Source organism: Xylanivirga thermophila (assembly GCF_004138105.1).
Lineage (GTDB): Bacteria > Bacillota > Clostridia > Caldicoprobacterales > Xylanivirgaceae > Xylanivirga > Xylanivirga thermophila.
This window is the reverse complement of the sequence record NZ_RXHQ01000026.1, coordinates 21,394-40,303: the sequence shown is the minus strand read 5'-3', so window position 1 is coordinate 40,303 and position 18,910 is coordinate 21,394. Positions and strand designations below refer to the sequence as shown.

Sequence of the window (18,910 nt, the reverse complement as noted above, 5' to 3'; positions counted from 1 at the left end):
CAATCACTACAATATGCGTTTCTCAACGTTCAATTTTATTTCTTTTACAAAATCAGCCGTAGCATCTCGATATATTCCAGTTTTAGGTTAGCCTTAACTATTTCCAATTCTTTTTCGAGAGGCTACAGTCACTTATATATTATATTTCAAGGGTTATGAAAAAGTTCATACGAAAAATAAGGGATCACCTCATAAATATTTAATCTTCTGTTCCTTCTTCTTCAAAACATTCATTTTTTGTATATAAGTAATTCCACTTAGATGCATGCTTTATTTCATCTGTAATTATTTCAATGAGCTTATTGATCTGCACCCTATCTTGTAATGCATACAATATCCTTCTATATTTTTCTATAGCACTTAATTCCCCAAATAATGCTTTTTTTACACCTTCGCAATAGGAAGCGGGAAGTGTAATTTCTGGTTCTTGGGGAGTCGGGGGCATCCTGCATGTTAATTCAGAATATATTTGTCTAAAAAGGCCAAAATGCTTGCGTTCATCATCACGAATGCTTGTAATAATAGATTTATCCTCTTCTGATGGTGCATTTTTTAGAAGATAATCATAGAATAATTCATCTTCCCGCTCACTTGCTATAGCTTCTGCTATGAGTTGTATTGCCATTGGTAGATTCCCTGGATATGAATAGGGATCTGGCATTCTACGATCAGGCAATGGATACCTAGGCATCCAAGTATAATCACCCATCATTGAGTTTATCATATTATATTGATCTGACATGTATGGATATTCTCCATAATATTGCATAATAAAATCCTCCTTACAATTATGAAAATCTATAATATAGTATGCAGCAACACCTTAAAATGCTAATATTTAGGATAGCATTATATTTTTAGGTTAATATAATGCTATAGTTTTTTCTTAAATATGAGTTTCGTTTACAAACTTTATCTGTTATAATCACCATTGTATAAAATATCAGACAGGAAGGAGATAGTATGAAAGAATTATGGAAACTATTTATCGTTTTTTGCCGCATAGGAGGCTTTACATTTGGCGGAGGATATGCAATGCTTCCTCTTATCCAAAAAGAGATAGTCGAAAAAAATAAGTGGGCTACAGATGAAGAAATAATAGATTATTACGCAATCGGGCAATGTACACCGGGAATAATAGCAGTAAATACGGCAACATTTATAGGTTATAAAAGGAAGGGCATAATTGGGGCCCTCGTTGCCACATTGGGCATGATCTTTCCTTCCGTAGTTATAATAACTGTAATTACGGCCTTTTTTACAAACTTTCAGGAATATACTGTAATAAAGCATGCATTTGCTGGTATAAGAGCTGCTGTAGTAGCATTAGTAGCAAATACAATAGTACAAATGTGGGGCAAGACAGTAAAAGACTGGATAGGTATAATAATATTTGCTGCTGCCTTCTCTTCCATAGCTTTTATGAAAGTTTCGCCTATTATAGTCGTTATAATTTCAGCTATTGTAGGTATTGCTATAAAATACAGAAGGGCTGATGCAAAATGATCTATATAATTATGTTTTTAGAATTCTTTAAGATCGGATTTTTCTCCGTTGGAGGAGGATTGGCTACTTTACCATTTCTTCAGGAACTAGCATATAAATATGGATGGATTACACCTAATGAACTAGTGGATATGATTGCCCTATCCGAATCTACCCCAGGCCCCATAGGCATAAACATGGCTACCTATGTAGGTTATAAAACAGCGGGCGTTTTAGGCGGCATAATAGCTACTCTGGGTCTTATTACTCCATCTATAATAATTATTATAATAATAGCCCGTTATCTTACAAAATTCAATGAAAAGCCTATAGTTCAAGCAGGCTTTTATGGATTAAGACCGGCAGTTACAGGACTTATCGGTGCAGCTGGCTTTGAGGTTGCAAAGATCTCATTATTTAATGTAAATAGATATTTAAAAACTACCAATTTTCTAGATTTATTCAATATTAAGTCCATTATATTATTTGCCGTTATCTTATACCTTATAAACAAATATAAGAAGCATCCAATAGTATATCTTATAGCAGCGGCAATAGTTGGTATAATATTCAAATTCTAATTTTTAAAATTATTTGTATTAAAAAAGCTGATGATTGTAAATTATTTTACAATCATCAGCTTACGCCCTTTAAATGGTGTACCTGGAGGGATTCGAACCCCCGACCTTCTGATTCGTAGTCAGACACTCTATCCAACTGAGCTACAGGTACCTATCGGACACCACATTATTATAATGTACTTAGGGACATATGTCAATACAAAACGCAAAAATAATTGGGCTGGTTTTAAAACCAGCCCAATTTAATTCTTAATCTTCACTATCTGTATCCTCATCATCACTGGCGTCGTCTTCCGCGTCAGCATCCTCAACCTCGTCTTCAGCATCTTCGGCATCTTCATCCTCGGTGTCTTCATCTTTAGTGTCTTCTAGATCCTCAGTATTGTCTACATCATTTGCATCCTGTTGCTGTTCTGTACCTGCATCCTGAGGCATATCTGCATCCTCCTTTTCACCACAAGCGGTGAATAAGAATGAGAAAACCAGGATTGTTGATAAAAAGAGTGCAATTTTTTTAAATCTTTTAGTCTTCATTCTAGCAACCTCCATTTCATATGGTAAATTTATATTTTAATGAAACTTAAAGCCCTAATTGTTTCCGGTATCAAAGAAGAAATTGCTAGTTGTCATTTCCGGAAAACATCTAGGCTTGTTTCCTTTTTTACTATAACCTATATCTTTTTATCGATCAGCTTTATGTAGTCCGTATGTTTATTTACATATAGGCAACATACCATATTCTTTTTCCCTCATATTCTGTCCATATTGCACCCTACGGTTTTATATATTACAGCATTATCTCATATTTGTCAAGTTTTATATCCATTAGGAGTATCATACCATATAAAAATATCTATATTGAAAAGGACGCCATATATGGCGTCCTTTTCAATCATCATATTGTTGGGAAAAAATATCCTGGCACTTCTCGCAATAACCACCATAGATCTCACTGCACTCTTCGCATAAGATAGCAGCACATTCCGGGCAATTACTAACCACATCCTTATCACAAGGCATGCCACATACTGAACAAGTTAATTTTGTCATCATGCACCTACCTTTCAGATAGAATATATATATTTTTTCCCAAAGTACTTAAATATTATAACTCTATTCTTTTATCTGCTCCGGCCTTACAGGGTCCACCAGCGCTGCACTGTCAAACAGGTCTAAAAATCTATTTCTCTGTGTAAGAAACGCTATGCCGTCAATATGCCTTCTATCCTGCATATATGCCCTCTTTGCAAATTTTTCATACGGGCCTGATCCAACTGCACATAATATATTAAAACCTTCATCCACAAGGACATCAAATTTAGGATCTCCAGGAAGTACCCGGCTTCCATAGGGATATATATATACAGATGTAGGTCCAACGAGACTGCCTACCTCCTCCCGCCAGCGTCTAGTATCCCTTACTAGTTTTTCCTTACTTACCCTAGATGCATCAAGATGGCCATAACCATGTGAAGCAAAAGTCCAGCCCGTCTCTTTTAGATGCTTTATTACCTTCAATGCACCTTCTTTCTCCTTTTCAAACTCAGGAGAATCCTTTTTGTTGGTTCTGTAACCCAGTACCCCTTCATAACCAGTAAGGGCAATTACACCCTTTGCTCCATCGTGGGAAAAGTCTGGATGCTCTAAAACAAACTTATCCAGCAAGGGCACTATCTCATTATCACGGGAAATAAGTTCATCACCTTGAGGCGTAATTGAATAGGTAGCTATATTACCGTCCTGGTCCAATATTAATTTATATACATTCCCATTTTCCAACATATATTTATAGTAATTTAGATCATCAATGGATATTATAAGCGGTTTTTTCCCTTCCGGGAGCATAAGCTGCTTTTTCTTTATTACCTTATTGCCATCTTCTTCTATCTCGTCAATGAGAGAATTTATATCGATTAAGATAAAATCTTTTTCATATAAACTTTTTATTACCTTATTAAATTCATCCACCGTGACAAAATAATCATTATAACCCTTTTCCATACTATCCCCGTCAAAAGCCAGCTCAGGAAAAGCTATAAGGGGATGAAAAAATATATGCTGAACCGGTCCTTCATAGGCCACTTTTTTAACTGGCTTTAGATCTGTCCCTTTATCTGTAAAAGTCAAATCCTCGTTGTTACCAGTCCCTATTTGTTTATCATCCAATTGAACATCTACATGCACTATTTTCTCTTCATTGTCTTCGGATAATAACAAATGATCTTTTTTTGCCATACATCCAGTACTAATAGGCAGTAATATAATGATAGCAAACAATAAAAATATTTTATTAATAATTGCCATTTTTTTAGACACAGTCTCTCCCCCTCTATTTGCTCGCTACTATTATAATACAAATATACGATCTAAATTGATAGGGAGATTACTGTTTTGTTAGAAATATTTAATATTTACTACATTCCGCAATTTTGCGATTAATCTGCTCTCTCTTTGATAATATCCATTCCATATCCTTTGGATATTGACTAAATGTTATAGGAGCATCCAATCCGGCTTCAAGCATATCTAAAACGGCTTCTCTTCCTATTAAATCTTCCAATAGTTTAAGTGCACGTAAATCCTGAATGGCTTCATAGAACACCTCTAGCCTTAAAGATTCCAAAGGACCGTCCTTCCCCGGATAAACTACAAATGCATCTCCTGATGGAAAACCATATCCTGCATCCGTTACACAGAAAGGATTGATTGGATAACGGGAATATTGGGAATACCAAAAATTATATCCCCACTGGAGAAAACCTTCGATATTAAACTTATATAGCTGTATACCAAGGATTCTATTTCTTGCAGAAGGCATGTTAAAGAAACGATTTGATACTTCCTTATATTGGCCACAGCAGTAATATGCCCACAGATTCTCAACATTGTTTTCTAAAAAGGCCTCTATGTGGTCTGTCGCCGGAATAGGTTTTTTAACAAGCCCATCTTCATAAAACTGATAATTTGAAAGTGCATCAATAACAGGAAAATCCTTTAGGTACTTGTTTAAAATATTGCTTGCATTCCTATAGGAATCCAAATGTTCCAAACTCGGCTCATCAGAAACATGGAAATAGCTACGCTGCTCTAGATTATTTTCCTTTATAAAGTTTATTAACTCAGGTAAAAATTGGTCTAAGAAGTTTTTATATTCCCCTCCCGCTGCATCTGTATCCCACCCAAAGATACGCTTATATTCTCCATCCTCTACAGCCATAATTTTCGGTGCATGTTTTGCCCCCCATTGAGTAAATAGATGGGAGAATTCAAAATACTCCACACCATTTGAAATGCAAAGCTCAATCCATCTTTTTAACTTATCAAATTCAAACCTATATGCATCTCCCGCCTTGTAAACATCAACTAATTGGACAGTAGGTCTCTCCCCTCCTACTTCAGTATCAAGGGGAGGAGTAAAAATAGGAGTTAAAATCATATTGATACCATGCTTTGTTGCAGTCTTTATAAATTTATCAATAAGGTTCCAATGTTCTTCACTAAAAACATCAACTCCATACCATGTTGCCAGACAATCTGTATGGAACCACTGCGTTTGTATCAAGGTTTGTCTTGGCAATCTCGCCTGTAATAATTCCAGTTCGAATATCTCTTTGCCCAACAATTCACCTGATGCAGTTTCAAAGATAATTTCTATTGGATAGGTACTAGCAACTACACTACCACAAGTATCCACTGTAATCCATATAGAACGCCATTGTTCGGGTAAAAATGTAAGTTTTTCATCATCTAATGGTAGTAAAGAATCTGGGTATAACCCTGGCGTAGAACGTAGAATATTCTCATCATGATCCACATAACATGGCATCTCAGACGGCACTAGTCCGACTTTTCTAACTTTAATATAAGGTGATAATTCTGAAACAATATGTACATCAACTTCTTTTAATAATTCTCCATGCCAGCAATAGGCAACCTGAAAAGAATAAACCTCATTGCTTAACATTGATCCCTTGTTCCATGGCTTATCATTCAATTCTTCATCAGCAAATACCTTAGTCAATGAGCTTAAAAGTCTCGTCTCAAGCATATCTTTTTGTCCCATTAAATTACCTCTTTTCTATTTTTATCATATTTAGACATGTAAATGTCTAAACTTTTTATATCACTATTTAATTTCGCCATGTCTTATGAAATACCTTTTTGAATTTATAGATAAAAAAAGAACTGTGTTTATACACAATTCTTCTAGAAAATTTTGGCGGAGAAGGAGGGATTCGAACCCTCGCGCCGGCAAAACCGACCTACACCCTTAGCAGGGGCGCCCCTTCGGCCAACTTGGGTACTTCTCCAAACAAAAGCCAAATATATATAAAATATTCAATTGGCGGAGAGAGAGGGATTCGAACCCCCGGCACCTTGCGGTGTCACTGGTTTTCAAGACCAGCTCCATAAACCACTCGGACATCTCTCCGTGCTGTTGACACTTGTATAGTATAACAAAACACTAAATAGTTGTCAACATACAATATTCATTATTTTAGCTTTTACAATGAATCAATATGCCCTTAAGCATATAAACTGATACTTAAGTAAGGAATTTTAAAGCTACTAAACCCTAAAAAGCCTTGAATTTTTACAAAACCCAAGGCTTTTTAAATTGGAATATATTACCTTGTAATCTTGTCTATACCGCCCATATAAGGTATAAGTTTTTCCGGAATCAAAACCGAGCCATCCTGCTGCTGATAATTCTCTAGTATAGCAGCTACAGTACGCCCTATGGCTACACCAGAACCATTCAATGTATGCAAATATACAGCTTTTCCCTTATCAGAAGGTCTATATTTTATATTTGCCCTCCTTGCTTGAAAATCCTCAAAGTTACTGCATGAGGATATCTCTACATATCTACCATAACTGGGCATCCATACTTCCAAGTCGTAGGTCTTAGCTGAAGAAAATCCCAAATCGCCAGTACACAATGTAACGACTCTATACGGAAGGCCCAAAAGCTTTAATACATCTTCTGCATCCTTTGTAAGCTTTTCAAGCTCTTCATATGAATTTTCAGGCTCTACGAATTTAACCATCTCTACCTTGTTAAATTGATGCTGTCTTATAAGACCTCTAGTATCCCTGCCTGCCGAACCAGCCTCTGCTCTAAAACATGCACTATAGGCAACATGTTTTATTGGAAGTTTTGATCCATCTATTACCTGTTCCCTATACATATTTGTAACTGGTACCTCTGCAGTAGGTATAAGAAAATAGTCAGTCCCTGCTATCTTAAATGCATCTTCCTCAAATTTGGGTAATTGTCCTGTACCCTGCATACTGCGCCTATGCACTATAAATGGTGGGAACACTTCTGTGTAGCCATGCTGTGTAATATGAAGATCCAACATAAAGTTTACTAATGCTCGCTCAAGCCTAGCACCTAACCCCTTATAAAAGGTAAACCTAGCACCCGTAACCTTTGCACCAGTGGCGAAATCTAATATTCCAAGATCTTCCCCTATATCCCAATGGGCTTTAGATTCAAAATCAAACTCCCTTGGATCTCCCCAACGTCTTACCTCTTTATTATCCTCGTCTGAGTTACCAACAGGTACAGATTCATGGGGCATATTAGGAATGGTAAGTACAATAGCCTCCAATTTTTCTTCTATATCCTTTAACTTTTCATCATATTCCTTTATGGTCTTTGAAACTTCCTTCATTTCTTTCATAATAGAGGTCGCATCTTTTTTCTCCCTTTTGAGTTTTGCTATCTCCTGACTTACCGTATTTCTTTTGTTTTTTAGCTGTTCGCTCTCCCCTATATATTTACGTCTCTGCCCATCTAATTCTAAGAATTCTTTTAGATCTACTGTCCCTTTACGGTCTGATAGCATCTTCTCTACCGCTTCATGATTGGAACGAATAAATTTTATATCCAGCATAATAACCCTCCTAACCGAAATTTTTACCAAAATTAAAAAAATCCCATCCCTCTATTATAGGGACGAGAATACACCCGCGTTGCCACCCTTGTTGGGTTAAAACCCCAGCTTCAACCGGCGATAACGGCCCGGCATCCGGTACGGCCTAATATTACTTTCAGCCTACAGCTCCAGGACGGAATATCGATAGTGGTTCTACCGATTTGCACCTGCCATCGGCTCTCTTAGAGAACTCAAACTACCTTAACTTCCCTTCATCACTTTTTTCTTTTAATATATTATACACTATTTTTTAATATATTCAACTATAATCAGAGATTCTCTACCAAATATCCTTTTACTTTCAACGCCTGTTCTATCCTATCCAAAACATCATCGCTATCTGCCTCTATGGTGTGGAGATGTATACCTTCTGTCAGCGATGACAAAGGTTCTGCTTGTTCTTTTTGCATCTTTGCCATAAAGGCTCTAAGATCGCTAGGTGAATTTATCATAAGATCAGCTCTAAACTCTCCATATACTGGATGTTCAATGACTACATCCTTTACACTCCCGCCTAAATCCACAATAGTAGATAGCTCATCCTGTATTTGGCAAGGTTTATGCTTAAGAGCCAAGACCCTAGTATGCCTATCATTAAATTTTTGGGGTAATATATACCCTTGCGGAGTAGCAATTATAACATATCCTGCCGCCCTTAATATGGCTATATCCTGTACTATAACCTGGCGACTAACGCCAAATACCTTGGAAAGGGCAGAACCTGTTATAGGTTTATTATTATTTTGTATAGTCTTTAAGATAGCCTCTCTTCTGCTTTCTGAGTCTATTTTTTATTCTCCTCTCCAGATTACAATCATATGTTTAATAATGCTCTAATCATATTATACTGTAGCAAATTATGGTTTGCAATAAGATTCAAGAGGATTTTATCATTTCCAATCGCCAATAGCTGATGATTATTGAAACTATTATTACATCTGCCATTCTTAACTCCAAATAAACATATGTGTAAAAAAGATAAAATCACCCTCAAATTATAAAGCCACAAACTTTTTTATCCTATCATCTTCGAAATTACTGAAGAACGCTTCTTTGGTGCCTTCCTGCTGAATCTGTCCATCTTCCATAAATATTATCCTATTAGCAACTCTCTTTGCAAAAGTCATATCATGGGTTATGATCAAAATACCCATACTATTATCTGCTAATTTCTCTATTATACCTGCTATTTCCTCCCTTAATTCCGGATCTAAAGCAGAAGTAGGTTCATCTAAACACATGATATTAGGATTTAATGCACAAGCCCTTGCAATAGCTATCCTTTGTTTTTGACCTCCAGAAAGCTCAAATGGATAAGAATCAGCCTTTTCTTCAAGCCCCATGGTCTCTAGTAGTTCTAAAGCCTTATCCCTCGCTTCTTCTTTGGAAACTCCAAAGACATTTATAGGAGCCTCTGTTATGTTTTCCATTACCGACATATGGGGAAATAGGTTATAGTTTTGAAAAACTAGGCCTATTTTTTTTCGTATAGTCTTTATTCCATCAACACTAGCATATATACTTTTGCCACCAAGATCCTTACATAAATAGGATCCGTCAATTTTTATATCACCGCTATCACATTTTTCTAGATTATTTATACATCTGAGGAGCGTTGTTTTTCCAGCTCCCGATGGCCCTATAACCGCCAAGACTTCACCTGAATCCATTCTAAAGCTTATATCTTTTAGTATCTTTTTCTTTCCAAAGCTTTTGTTCAGATTATTTATTTCTAAAAGCATTTCGCTCCTCCTATTCATAATAAGAATATTTTTTCTCCATATTATTAAAAGCTTTAGTAAATATAGCGGTTAACATCAGATAGATAACCGCCACCAAGGCCAATGGAACTAATGAAACATCCCGATTCGAAGCAATTTTCCCAGCCCTCAATAACTCTCCGATCCCTACTACATATACCAATGAAGTATCTTTCACAAGGGTGATTACTTCATTTGCAATGGAAGGTAACACTATCTTGAACATCTGAGGAAGTATTATCCTTTTAAATGTCTTATACGGAGTCAATCCTAAAACCTTAGCTGCCTCATATTGTCCTCTATCAATGGATTCTATACCACCTCTGAATATTTCACCAAAATATGCACCATAGTTCAATACAAAAGCTATAATCACAGCAGTAAATCTATCAAAGGTTACACCTACTATAGGCAACCCAAAAAACACAAACACTATCTGAAGCATTAATGGTGTACCACGCATTACCCATATATAAAATTTAGTTATTGTAGATACAATTTTTATTTTTGATAATCTCCCTATGGCAACAAGCACTCCCAGTGGAATAGATAGTACAAGGGTTATAATAAATATGCCCAGGGTTCCCATAAGTCCATCAATCATAGACGGCAATAAAGTATATATATAGCTGATCATATCATCATCCTCTTACCTTAATCATTTTCTCCAAACCATTTTTTGCAAATTTTATTATAAGTTCCATCCTCTTTCAAATCATCCAAGGCATTGTTAATCGCTTCTAATAATTTCTTATCGCCTTTTCTAAGACCTATCCCATATTCCTCTTCCCCAAAATCCTCTTCGAGAATTTTATAGTCTTTAGGATCCTTTTGTTTGATATAGTATTTTGCAAGAACTTCATCTGCCACAACGGCATCTGCCCGTTTGGCTTCCAAGTCCATGAAAGCTTCATTATTTGTATCAAATAAAACCGGTTCTCCTCCTTTAAAACCCTTTACTATCGAAGGCTCCTTATTTATTGCTTCTAAAGTACTTGAGCCGTTTTGAACTGCTACCCTCTTATCTTTTAAATCTGCCTTGCTTTCTATATCGGATTCAGCCAATGTAATTATTATTTGTTTGTTCTCCAGATAGGCTTGGGTAAAGGAAACCTTTTCTTTTCTTTCTTCTGTGATAGAATAGCCGTTCCAAATTACATCGATATTACCTGAATTTAATTCTGTTTCCTTCATGGACCAATCTATAGGTTGAAATTTTACTTCCAAACCGATTCGTTTGAATACCTCATTTGCCAAATCCACATCAAAACCGACTAAATTACCTTGGCTATCCCTAAAACCCATAGGTGCAAAGGTATCATCCATACCCATTACTATAAAACCCTTTTCCTTTAATTCTTCATAAGAATCTTGCTTTGCTGCCGTCTCATTTGAACAACCTGTCAAGCTAATAATGCTTAAAGCTAATATAACTAATAAAGCTACAACACCATTTTTCTTTTTCATTTATATTTCTCCTCCTACTTAAATTTAAAAATAAAAAAACTCCCGCCTCCAGCTTTACACTAGAGAACGAAAGTATTCCTTCGTGGTCCCATCTCTATTCATCGATACCTCACAGTATCAACCTTATCGAGTACAATAAATACACGCTTATACTCTAGCACTATAACGGGTGCAGGATTCCGGCAACAGCCTACTACCTAATAGGTTTCGGTGTCCAGCTCAGAGATGTGTTCAAAATACACTCATATGTCCCTCTCACCAACCGGGAACTCTCTGTAAAAAAATGTATCTCTACTATTTCTCATCAAAGCCTTTATACCACTTTACTATGATAATGTACTAATATGATAATATATTAAATTAAGATTGTCAATATGTTTTTCACACTATCACATAAAACATGAAAAAAAGCCCTACTAATTTAAACAATTAATAGAGCTTTTAAATGTTTTTATTATGCACCAAACTTTTCAATCAGGTTCATTATCATGATAAAGCATACTGCTATGGGGATAATAACCATTATTAAAAATCTATAAAAGGATCCAAAAGTAATCTTACCTTTAGGAGTATTAATCTCTTCCATAGCATACTCCACCTTCCATATATATGCCGCAAAAATAGCAGTAAATAAGCCGGTAATAGGAAGCACTATATTGTTGGTAATGAAATCATAGGTATCCAATAGATCCATGCCTAAAAACTTCACATCACTCAATACACTGTACCCTAATGTAGCTGGTATACCTACTATAAATACTAAAATTCCAATACCAATAGATGCCTTTCTTCTATTCCATCCCTTTTCATCTATTATCCATGCTACAACAACTTCCAATAAGGACATGGCTGAAGTTAAAGCTGCTACACTAAGGAGTACAAAGAATATAAAACCAAAGAAGCTTCCCCCTGCCATCTGAGAAAATACAGCCGGAAGGGTAATAAATGCCAAACCTGCACCAGCATTTGGCTTATATCCCATTGCAAAAACCGCTGGAAATATTGCAAGACCTGCTATAATGGCTACAGTAGTATCTGCACCTGCTACCCAGCCTACATTATCCGGTATGTTATCCTTTTTACTTAGATAACTACCATAGGTTATCAAAGGTCCCATACCTATACTCAATGAATAAAAGGCCTGACTAATAGCAGCTTGAATGGTACCAAAGGTAATCTTACTAAAATCAGGTTTTAGAAAAAAAGCAATACCTTCCGATGCACCAGAAAGTGTCATAGAACGTATTGCTAAAGCCAGCAAAAGAATAAAAAGTCCCGGCATCAATATTTTTGACCATTTCTGAATACCATTTAATACCCCTGATTCAATAATAACAATTGTTAAAATCATAAATATGCCATGCCAAATTATAGGCTCCCATACTTGGCTGATATGCCCTGTAAATAGCTCTTCATAGTTAAATGTTGGCTTAAATCCCCCAATAACGGATTTTGTCATATAAGCTAAGGACCAACCTCCGATAACAGAATAATATGACAGAATAAAGAACGCTACCAGAACGATCAATCCTCCTACAAAGCGCCATGATTTGCCCTTTGATAATGAAGCAAATGCACCAACTGGGTTTTTTTGAGTTCTCCTACCTAGAGCAACCTCGGTGCACATGAGAGGATAACCTATGAGTAATATGGCAGCAATATAAATTAAAATAAATGCAGCTCCTCCGTTTACACCAGCAATATATGGAAATCTCCAGATATTACCCAAACCTACAGCAGAACCAGCTGTAGCAAGGATAAAGCCGATTTTCGATCCCCATTGTTCACGGTTTTGTTTTTCTTCCATTTTACCATCCTCCAATATATTTTTATAAAACTTATTCGATATTATATATATTTATACACATTCCGTCAATAGTTTTTTATATAATTGTCACTACAAAAATATGAATACATGCCCTTTTAAACTCCCTATTAAATAATTTTTAATGTCTGTACAACATTTATATAAATGAATGAGTATACATTGTAATAAAATAATGTATTTCATAACAATTTTATTTAGTCTTTGCTGTAACAGTCAAAATATTTACATTTTATAGTCCAATAAGATTAGATTAAGTGTATATAATATTGTTTTTTTTGATGATTCTTGTTATGATTTTCTGTGAGATAGCCTATATATTATTTACTTGTAGAAAATTTTAGGATAAGACTTTTAGAAAGGAAAATAAAGCATGGAGAAATACAAGGATAAAACGCAAGATATTGATGTCAGAGTCCATGATCTGCTTTCCAAAATGACTTTAAAAGAAAAAGTGGGCCAATTAAACCAAAAGATGCTTGGCTGGAAGGCCTATAAAAGAAATGGAGATAGCATAGAACTTACAGAAGAATTTAAAGAAGCTGTAAAATTTGGTGATGGTATGGGAGCTTTATATGGACTGTTTAGAGCTGACCCATGGTCGGCGGTGACATTTGATACAGGTATACCGTTAGAAAAGTCCGCCCACGTTGCTAATATGATACAGCAATATATAATAGAAAACACTAGACTTGGCATTCCTGTACTCATTTCAGAAGAGTGCCCCCATGGACACCAAGCGCTTGAAGGGACTATGTTTTGTACCAATTTAGGTGTAGGTTGCACCTGGAATCCAAATTTATATAAAGAAGCTATGTCCCAAGTTGCTGCTGAGATTAGGGCGCGTGGAGGAAATTTAGCACTTATATCGTTGTTGGATATTTTACATGACCCTCGTTGGGGACGTTGTGAAGAATGTTTTGGAGAAGATCCTTATCATGCTGCAAAAATGGCGGTTGCAGCCATAAAAGGGCTCCAAGGAGAAGCATTAGAAGAATTACAAGGCAACGATAAAGTAATTGCTATAATGAAGCATTTCTGCGCTCAAGGAGCGGCTATGGGCGGCCATAACGCAGCACCGGCATCTATTGGTGAAAGGGAGCTTAGAGAAATCTTTCTACCAGGTATGAAATCTGGAGTAGAGGCAGGTGCTTTAGGTTGTATGGCTGCTTATAACGAAATTGATGGTATTCCTTGCCATGCCAATAAAAAGTTGCTTACAGATATACTACGTGATGAATGGGGATTTGAAGGAGTGGTCATGGCCGATGGCACGGCAATAGATAGATTATTAATGTTAACAGAAGACTATGAGAGCGCAGCTGCTTTGGCGTTAACATCGGGAGTAGATTTAAGTTTATGGGATACTTCATTTACAACGTTAGAGCAAGCAGTTAAAAATGGCAAGGTCTCAGAAGAATATATTGATAGGGCTGTTAGTAGAGTATTAAAGTTGAAATTTATTCTAGGACTGTTTGACGAACCATTCACTGACGAAAAATTAGCTAGTCAAGTAGTCTATTCACCAAAGGCCGAAAAAGTTAATTTAGAATTATCCAGAGAATCAATTGTACTATTAAAAAATGAAGATAATATTTTACCTATAGATAAAAGCCTAAAAAAGATCGCAGTAATAGGCCCTAATGCAAATAATCTTTATAATCAGCTAGGAGATTATACTGCACCTCAAAGGAAGGATACAGGAGTTACCGTACTACAAGGACTGAAGGCTTTAGCATCAGACGAAACAGAATTGATATATGTAAAAGGCTGTGATATCCGAGATATGTCAAAAGAAGGATTCCAAGAAGCTATAGATGCAGCTCAAAGTGCTGATATAGCTATAGTAGTTGTGGGTGGATCTAGCACTAGAGATTTTGGTACTGTTTTTGATGTTAATGGTGCTGCTATAGTAGGTGGAGATCCCTCAGAAATGGATTGTGGTGAAGGTGTGGATGTAGCTGATTTGGAATTGGGAGGAGTACAGGTAGAACTGCTAAAGGAACTCAAAAAGACTGGAACGCCGATTGTAGCAGTGCTCATTCAGGGACGGCCACATGCGATTCCATGGATAGCCGAAAATTGTGAAGCGGTTTTATGCGGATGGTATCCGGGAAAAGAAGGGGGTAGGGCAATAGCTGAAGTTTTATTTGGAAATTATAATCCATCAGGAAAGCTATCCGTTTCTATACCAAGATCTTCTGCGCAACTACCAGTTTACTATAACCATAAGGATCTAGGCCATGAAATTTCATATGTAGATATGGAGTCGGCTCCTTTATACCATTTTGGCCATGGTTTAAGTTATACTAAATTCAAATATACTAATTTAAAGATCCTAAACAATCTTTTGTCTGTTAAAGATATAGAAAAAGGAGACAATATAAAAGTAAGTGTTACTGTTGAAAACATTGGGGGTATTGCAGGACAAGAAGTTGTCCAGCTTTATATCAAAGACCAAGAAGCTACTGTTACACGACGTGTAAAGGAGCTAAAAGGATTTAAAAAGATATTTTTAAATCCTGGGGAAAAGCAAGACATTACTTTTTTGCTAGGTAAAGAAGAATTAGGCATATGGAATAGAAATATGGAATTTCGTATCGAGCCTGGGAATATCAAAATCTTTGTAGGCAGTAGTTCTAAGGATAATATTGAGACCATATTGAAAATAAGAGAATGAGATATAAAATTTTACTGTAAAACATTAGAAATAGACAGCTAAGCTTAGCTGTCTATTTCTAATGTTTTTTATATATTAATTTTAAATGTCTTTATTTCATAAGGCTTAATCTCTATATCAAATCCATCACCATTAGGCGCTACAGGTGTATCTCCTTCTTCAATCAGATTACATTCCGTTATAGAAGAAGCCTTTAATCCTAAACTTACGTGTGCCTTGGTTAATGCATTTTCACATTCATACATACGAACAATGATACCTTTTCCGTCCTCGACCTCTTTTATAGTTTCTATGATAATATTCTTTTTATCAATAGATATTAACGAATTTTTATTACCTGGAATTCCACCCTTAATAGCATAAGCAGGCTGATTCAACTTATATGCTTCTTGTACGGTACCACCATCACGCCAGTTCTCTGCATGAGGATATAGAGCATAAGTGAAATAATGCTCCTCGTAATCCGTCATAGGATTGGGCTCAATACCAGATTTAATTAAAGTAATCGCCATGTTTCCATCTTTTACTGAATGACCGTATTTGCAATCATTTAATAAACTAACCCCATAATGTCCTTCCGATAAATCGGCCCATTTATGTCCGCTGCTTTCGAATCTTGCACTATCCCAACTGGTATTGGTATGAACTTTCCTACTTACATTACCAAACTGAATTTCGAAAGTCGCCTCATCAGTATGAACATTTAACGGAAAATGGACCTTTAACAGATGTTGATGTTCCTTCCAGTCTACATAGGTTTCAAATTCGATTCTTCTACTGTTCGCATAGAAATAAATTTTTTGCTTGATTAGAGAATTACTAATTTTACGATCAATCTCTAAAGTAGCACGGAGGACTCCCACCTCGGTCCATTCTAGCCTTTCTATCTGATCCGCATCCCAGTATTTCTCAGTATAGTAAATATCAATATCCCAGTTATCATAATACATCGGTTTATCCTCATACATGCGGAGCAGATTACCCTTTTTCCCTACCTGAAGTACTTCCCTGTCATTTTCTTTATCATAAATGTGAGTAAACAAACCGTTTTCATCTAGTCTAATACTGTAAAATGGAGTCTCTAGGCTATAATCATCTTTCAAGATAAAAGGCTGTTCAGGCATATCTGCCTCTTGTACAATTTCAAAGGTTTTACTTCCCTTTGAAGGAATACCCTCAAGGTATGCAATTGCTCCATCAGATGTTTGCTGAACTGGATATAGATTGCCATTTTCATCTTTTAATCCAGCTGCATTGCATTCACCCAAATGAACAACATCATCCCGCTCAAAGCCAAGAGTATTATATACCGTAAGTCCTTTTCCATTGTCTGTTAAAATATCTAACCGTTCTCTCAGCAGAGCTGTTGCTTTCTCCTTCAACTCGGCATACTCTTTCTTGGTTACCTCATACACTTCATGGATAGAAGTTCCTGGTAGGATATCATGGAACTGATTAATTAATACGATTTTCCATAACTTTTCTAATTCCTCTTTTGGATAAGGTACCCCTTTTAAATATTGTGCTAGTACAGATATTAATTCTAAATCCATCAGTAATAGTTCGCTCTTACGATTGGAACGTTTATTCCTTGCCATAGAAGTGTAGGTTCCACGGTGATATTCGAAATAGAACTCACCTTCCCAAACTGGCAACCTTCTATTATCCTTAACCCTTTCTTCTAATTCCTCGAAATACGTTCGCGAAAATTCCTGTCTAACCTTTGGTATACCTTTTATACCTTTTTCCATACGTTTGGAGGTCTCAAGCATTTTTCTGGTAGGACCTCCGCCGCCATCACCATAGCCATAGGAGATTAAAATATCGTTATTAATATCCTTGTTCTGATAACGTTCCCAACCCCCCATAATAGCATCAGGATGCAATATGCCATTATATGTGGTAAAGAAGTTATCTATACTCTGCCCTACACCTAAAGTGGTAATAAAGTGGGCTAATACTTCGGTACCATCAATTCCTCTCCATTTCATTGTATCGTACGGAATCTTATTAAACTGATTCCATGCTAATTTTGTAGTCATAAAATAATCGATACCGCTCTTTTTCATAATCTGAGGAAGCGCTCCGGAATAACCAAATACATCTGGCAACCAAAGAATCCGATTATCTACACCAAATTCTTCTTGAAAAAATCTTTTCCCATAAATGAATTGGCGAACCAAAGACTCTCCCGAAGTAAGGTTGCAATCAGCTTCAACCCACATTCCGCCTTCGGGCTCCCAACGTCCTTCCTTAACCTTTTCCTTCAAACGGCTGTAAAGCTCAGGATATCTTTCTTTTAAGAAATAATAAAGTTGGGGCTGACTAGACATAAACTTATAGTTTGGATACTCATCCATCAATTTTAATACAGTCGCAAAACTTCTGGCTACCTTTTCCCTAGTCTGTTCTACCGTCCACCACCATGCAACATCAATATGCGTGTGACCAATACAGGTAGCAATAATATCACTATACCCTGCCATATCTTCATATAATGCTTTAGAAATATACGCACTGGCCTTATCTAGCGATATATAGAACTCCTCTGAATAAGGACTTCTTAAATCCAAGTAATTAATAGTATCATTTAGAACATTCTCTATTGCAAGCCTATCCTGGTCTTCTTTATCCATACGTGAAAATGCCTCTAAAGGTACTTTAATATCATAGTATAGTTCTACAATCTTAGGATCAATCTCCTGCATTTCAACAATTAGATTAAATTCACTGTGCAAGGTGCCAGTATAAGCTTGTAGATCGATACGGTAAGTATCTCCTGCTTTTGCAGCCTTCGTTAATAGTACATCTCTATGATTCATGTCAATCCCCTGAGTTGCCACGCCATTTACAAAAAGTAGAAACTGAGGATTCTTAGCGTCATCCCATTCCTCAATCTGTGTCCTAACCTTAAGCCACATAGGTTTATTATCTAAACTCTCGGGAACTGTGAAATCTACACGGAACCAGTAATGTTTATCCGGACCATACCAATGCATCCTCTTACTATCAAAAGGTTTAAACTCCCCCTCTGCAGCATCCACATCTTCTGGTCGTATATAATTACCTTCTTTATATATTAAATTTTCTACTGGAATCTTCTGCACTACCGCTAACTTTTTTAACTGATCACAAATAACACCAATTCGCTTGTCAATATATTCCAT

Annotated in this window: 15 protein-coding genes, 3 tRNA genes, 1 pseudogene and 2 other annotated features; of the genes and pseudogenes, 3 read left to right on the top strand and 16 right to left on the bottom strand. The window is 36.3% G+C overall.

All coding sequences use genetic code 11. The annotated features are described in order from the left end of the window. Positions 1 to 199 precede the first annotated feature (199 nt). Complete coding sequence (locus EJN67_RS10820) at positions 200 to 769, bottom strand: ferritin-like domain-containing protein (RefSeq protein ID WP_129724320.1); 570 nt, start codon at positions 767 to 769, stop codon at positions 200 to 202. Positions 770 to 963: 194 nt separating this feature from the next. Between EJN67_RS10820 and EJN67_RS10815 the strand changes: the two genes are divergently transcribed. Further along, positions 964 to 1,506, top strand: coding sequence for a chromate transporter (locus tag EJN67_RS10815; RefSeq protein ID WP_129724319.1), 543 nt, complete (start codon positions 964 to 966; stop codon positions 1,504 to 1,506). Further along, positions 1,503 to 2,066: a chromate transporter gene (locus EJN67_RS10810; protein WP_129724318.1), complete on the top strand. Its 564-nt coding sequence runs from the start codon at positions 1,503 to 1,505 to the stop codon at positions 2,064 to 2,066. Before EJN67_RS10815 ends, EJN67_RS10810 begins: the two co-directional genes overlap by 4 nt. A 74-nt stretch (positions 2,067 to 2,140) precedes the next feature. Here EJN67_RS10810 and EJN67_RS10800 read toward each other — a convergent pair. The 14 genes and pseudogenes from EJN67_RS10800 to EJN67_RS10745 form a co-directional block, all read right to left on the bottom strand. Continuing rightward, positions 2,141 to 2,217: transfer RNA gene (locus EJN67_RS10800), tRNA-Arg, on the bottom strand. Positions 2,218 to 2,315: 98 nt separating this feature from the next. Continuing rightward, complete coding sequence (locus EJN67_RS10795; RefSeq protein WP_129724317.1) at positions 2,316 to 2,501, bottom strand: hypothetical protein; 186 nt, start codon at positions 2,499 to 2,501, stop codon at positions 2,316 to 2,318. A 453-nt stretch (positions 2,502 to 2,954) separates the two neighbouring features. After that, complete coding sequence (locus tag EJN67_RS14065) at positions 2,955 to 3,119, bottom strand: hypothetical protein (RefSeq protein WP_165000841.1); 165 nt, start codon at positions 3,117 to 3,119, stop codon at positions 2,955 to 2,957. Positions 3,120 to 3,179: 60 nt separating this feature from the next. Beyond that, positions 3,180 to 4,382, bottom strand: a complete 1,203-nt coding sequence (locus EJN67_RS10790) for a polysaccharide deacetylase family protein (protein ID WP_243641291.1) — start codon at positions 4,380 to 4,382, stop codon at positions 3,180 to 3,182. 88 nt (positions 4,383 to 4,470) lie between these two features. After that, positions 4,471 to 6,129 (bottom strand): DUF4091 domain-containing protein, encoded by a 1,659-nt coding sequence (locus EJN67_RS10785; RefSeq protein WP_243641290.1) that lies wholly within the window; start codon positions 6,127 to 6,129, stop codon positions 4,471 to 4,473. A gap of 154 nt (positions 6,130 to 6,283) precedes the next feature. Next, a tRNA-Ser gene (locus tag EJN67_RS10780) sits at positions 6,284 to 6,376 on the bottom strand. Between the two features lie 33 nt (positions 6,377 to 6,409). After that, a tRNA-Ser gene (locus EJN67_RS10775) sits at positions 6,410 to 6,498 on the bottom strand. Between the two features lie 196 nt (positions 6,499 to 6,694). Further along, positions 6,695 to 7,969, bottom strand: a complete 1,275-nt coding sequence (gene serS, locus EJN67_RS10770; RefSeq protein ID WP_129724316.1) for a serine--tRNA ligase — start codon at positions 7,967 to 7,969, stop codon at positions 6,695 to 6,697. A gap of 55 nt (positions 7,970 to 8,024) precedes the next feature. After that, positions 8,025 to 8,236: a binding site (T-box leader), on the bottom strand. Between the two features lie 44 nt (positions 8,237 to 8,280). Further along, entirely contained in the window at positions 8,281 to 8,586 is a 306-nt protein-coding gene (locus EJN67_RS14275) for a 3H domain-containing protein (protein WP_243641289.1), read from the bottom strand. A gap of 48 nt (positions 8,587 to 8,634) precedes the next feature. Then, positions 8,635 to 8,772 (bottom strand): annotated as a pseudogene (locus EJN67_RS14410) (HTH domain-containing protein); the annotation flags it as partial. A 234-nt stretch (positions 8,773 to 9,006) separates the two neighbouring features. After that, complete coding sequence (locus EJN67_RS10760) at positions 9,007 to 9,753, bottom strand: amino acid ABC transporter ATP-binding protein (protein WP_129724314.1); 747 nt, start codon at positions 9,751 to 9,753, stop codon at positions 9,007 to 9,009. 10 nt (positions 9,754 to 9,763) lie between these two features. After that, complete coding sequence (locus EJN67_RS10755) at positions 9,764 to 10,405, bottom strand: amino acid ABC transporter permease (RefSeq protein ID WP_129724322.1); 642 nt, start codon at positions 10,403 to 10,405, stop codon at positions 9,764 to 9,766. Between the two features lie 20 nt (positions 10,406 to 10,425). Then, positions 10,426 to 11,238 (bottom strand): amino acid ABC transporter substrate-binding protein, encoded by an 813-nt coding sequence (locus EJN67_RS10750; protein WP_129724313.1) that lies wholly within the window; start codon positions 11,236 to 11,238, stop codon positions 10,426 to 10,428. 59 nt (positions 11,239 to 11,297) lie between these two features. Next, positions 11,298 to 11,555, bottom strand: a binding site (T-box leader). 137 nt (positions 11,556 to 11,692) lie between these two features. Further along, a complete protein-coding gene (locus tag EJN67_RS10745; RefSeq protein ID WP_129724312.1) occupies positions 11,693 to 13,045 on the bottom strand; it encodes a sodium-dependent transporter in 1,353 nt (450 codons plus the stop codon). Between the two features lie 391 nt (positions 13,046 to 13,436). On the opposite strand from EJN67_RS10745, the gene EJN67_RS10740 reads away from it, so the two are divergent. Next, a complete protein-coding gene (locus EJN67_RS10740; protein ID WP_129724311.1) occupies positions 13,437 to 15,743 on the top strand; it encodes a glycoside hydrolase family 3 N-terminal domain-containing protein in 2,307 nt (768 codons plus the stop codon). A 68-nt stretch (positions 15,744 to 15,811) separates the two neighbouring features. Here the strand turns inward: EJN67_RS10740 and EJN67_RS10735 are convergent, their stop codons facing one another. Then, positions 15,812 to 18,910 (bottom strand): alpha-mannosidase, encoded by a 3,099-nt coding sequence (locus EJN67_RS10735; protein ID WP_129724310.1) that lies wholly within the window; start codon positions 18,908 to 18,910, stop codon positions 15,812 to 15,814.

What these genes read in the sequence shown, in the direction of transcription:
- EJN67_RS10820 (WP_129724320.1), bottom strand. Translation starts at nt 769, where the DNA reads ATGCAATATTATGGAGAATATCCATACATGTCAGATCAATATAATATG.
- EJN67_RS10815 (WP_129724319.1), top strand. Translation starts at nt 964, where the DNA reads ATGAAAGAATTATGGAAACTATTTATCGTTTTTTGCCGCATAGGAGGC.
- EJN67_RS10810 (WP_129724318.1), top strand. Translation starts at nt 1,503, where the DNA reads ATGATCTATATAATTATGTTTTTAGAATTCTTTAAGATCGGATTTTTC.
- EJN67_RS10795 (WP_129724317.1), bottom strand. Translation starts at nt 2,501, where the DNA reads ATGCCTCAGGATGCAGGTACAGAACAGCAACAGGATGCAAATGATGTA.
- EJN67_RS14065 (WP_165000841.1), bottom strand. Translation starts at nt 3,119, where the DNA reads ATGATGACAAAATTAACTTGTTCAGTATGTGGCATGCCTTGTGATAAG.
- EJN67_RS10785 (WP_243641290.1), bottom strand. Translation starts at nt 6,129, where the DNA reads ATGGGACAAAAAGATATGCTTGAGACGAGACTTTTAAGCTCATTGACT.
- serS (WP_129724316.1), bottom strand. Translation starts at nt 7,969, where the DNA reads ATGCTGGATATAAAATTTATTCGTTCCAATCATGAAGCGGTAGAGAAG.
- EJN67_RS10760 (WP_129724314.1), bottom strand. Translation starts at nt 9,753, where the DNA reads ATGCTTTTAGAAATAAATAATCTGAACAAAAGCTTTGGAAAGAAAAAG.
- EJN67_RS10750 (WP_129724313.1), bottom strand. Translation starts at nt 11,238, where the DNA reads ATGAAAAAGAAAAATGGTGTTGTAGCTTTATTAGTTATATTAGCTTTA.
- EJN67_RS10745 (WP_129724312.1), bottom strand. Translation starts at nt 13,045, where the DNA reads ATGGAAGAAAAACAAAACCGTGAACAATGGGGATCGAAAATCGGCTTT.
- EJN67_RS10740 (WP_129724311.1), top strand. Translation starts at nt 13,437, where the DNA reads ATGGAGAAATACAAGGATAAAACGCAAGATATTGATGTCAGAGTCCAT.
- EJN67_RS10735 (WP_129724310.1), bottom strand. Translation starts at nt 18,910, where the DNA reads ATGGAATATATTGACAAGCGAATTGGTGTTATTTGTGATCAGTTAAAA.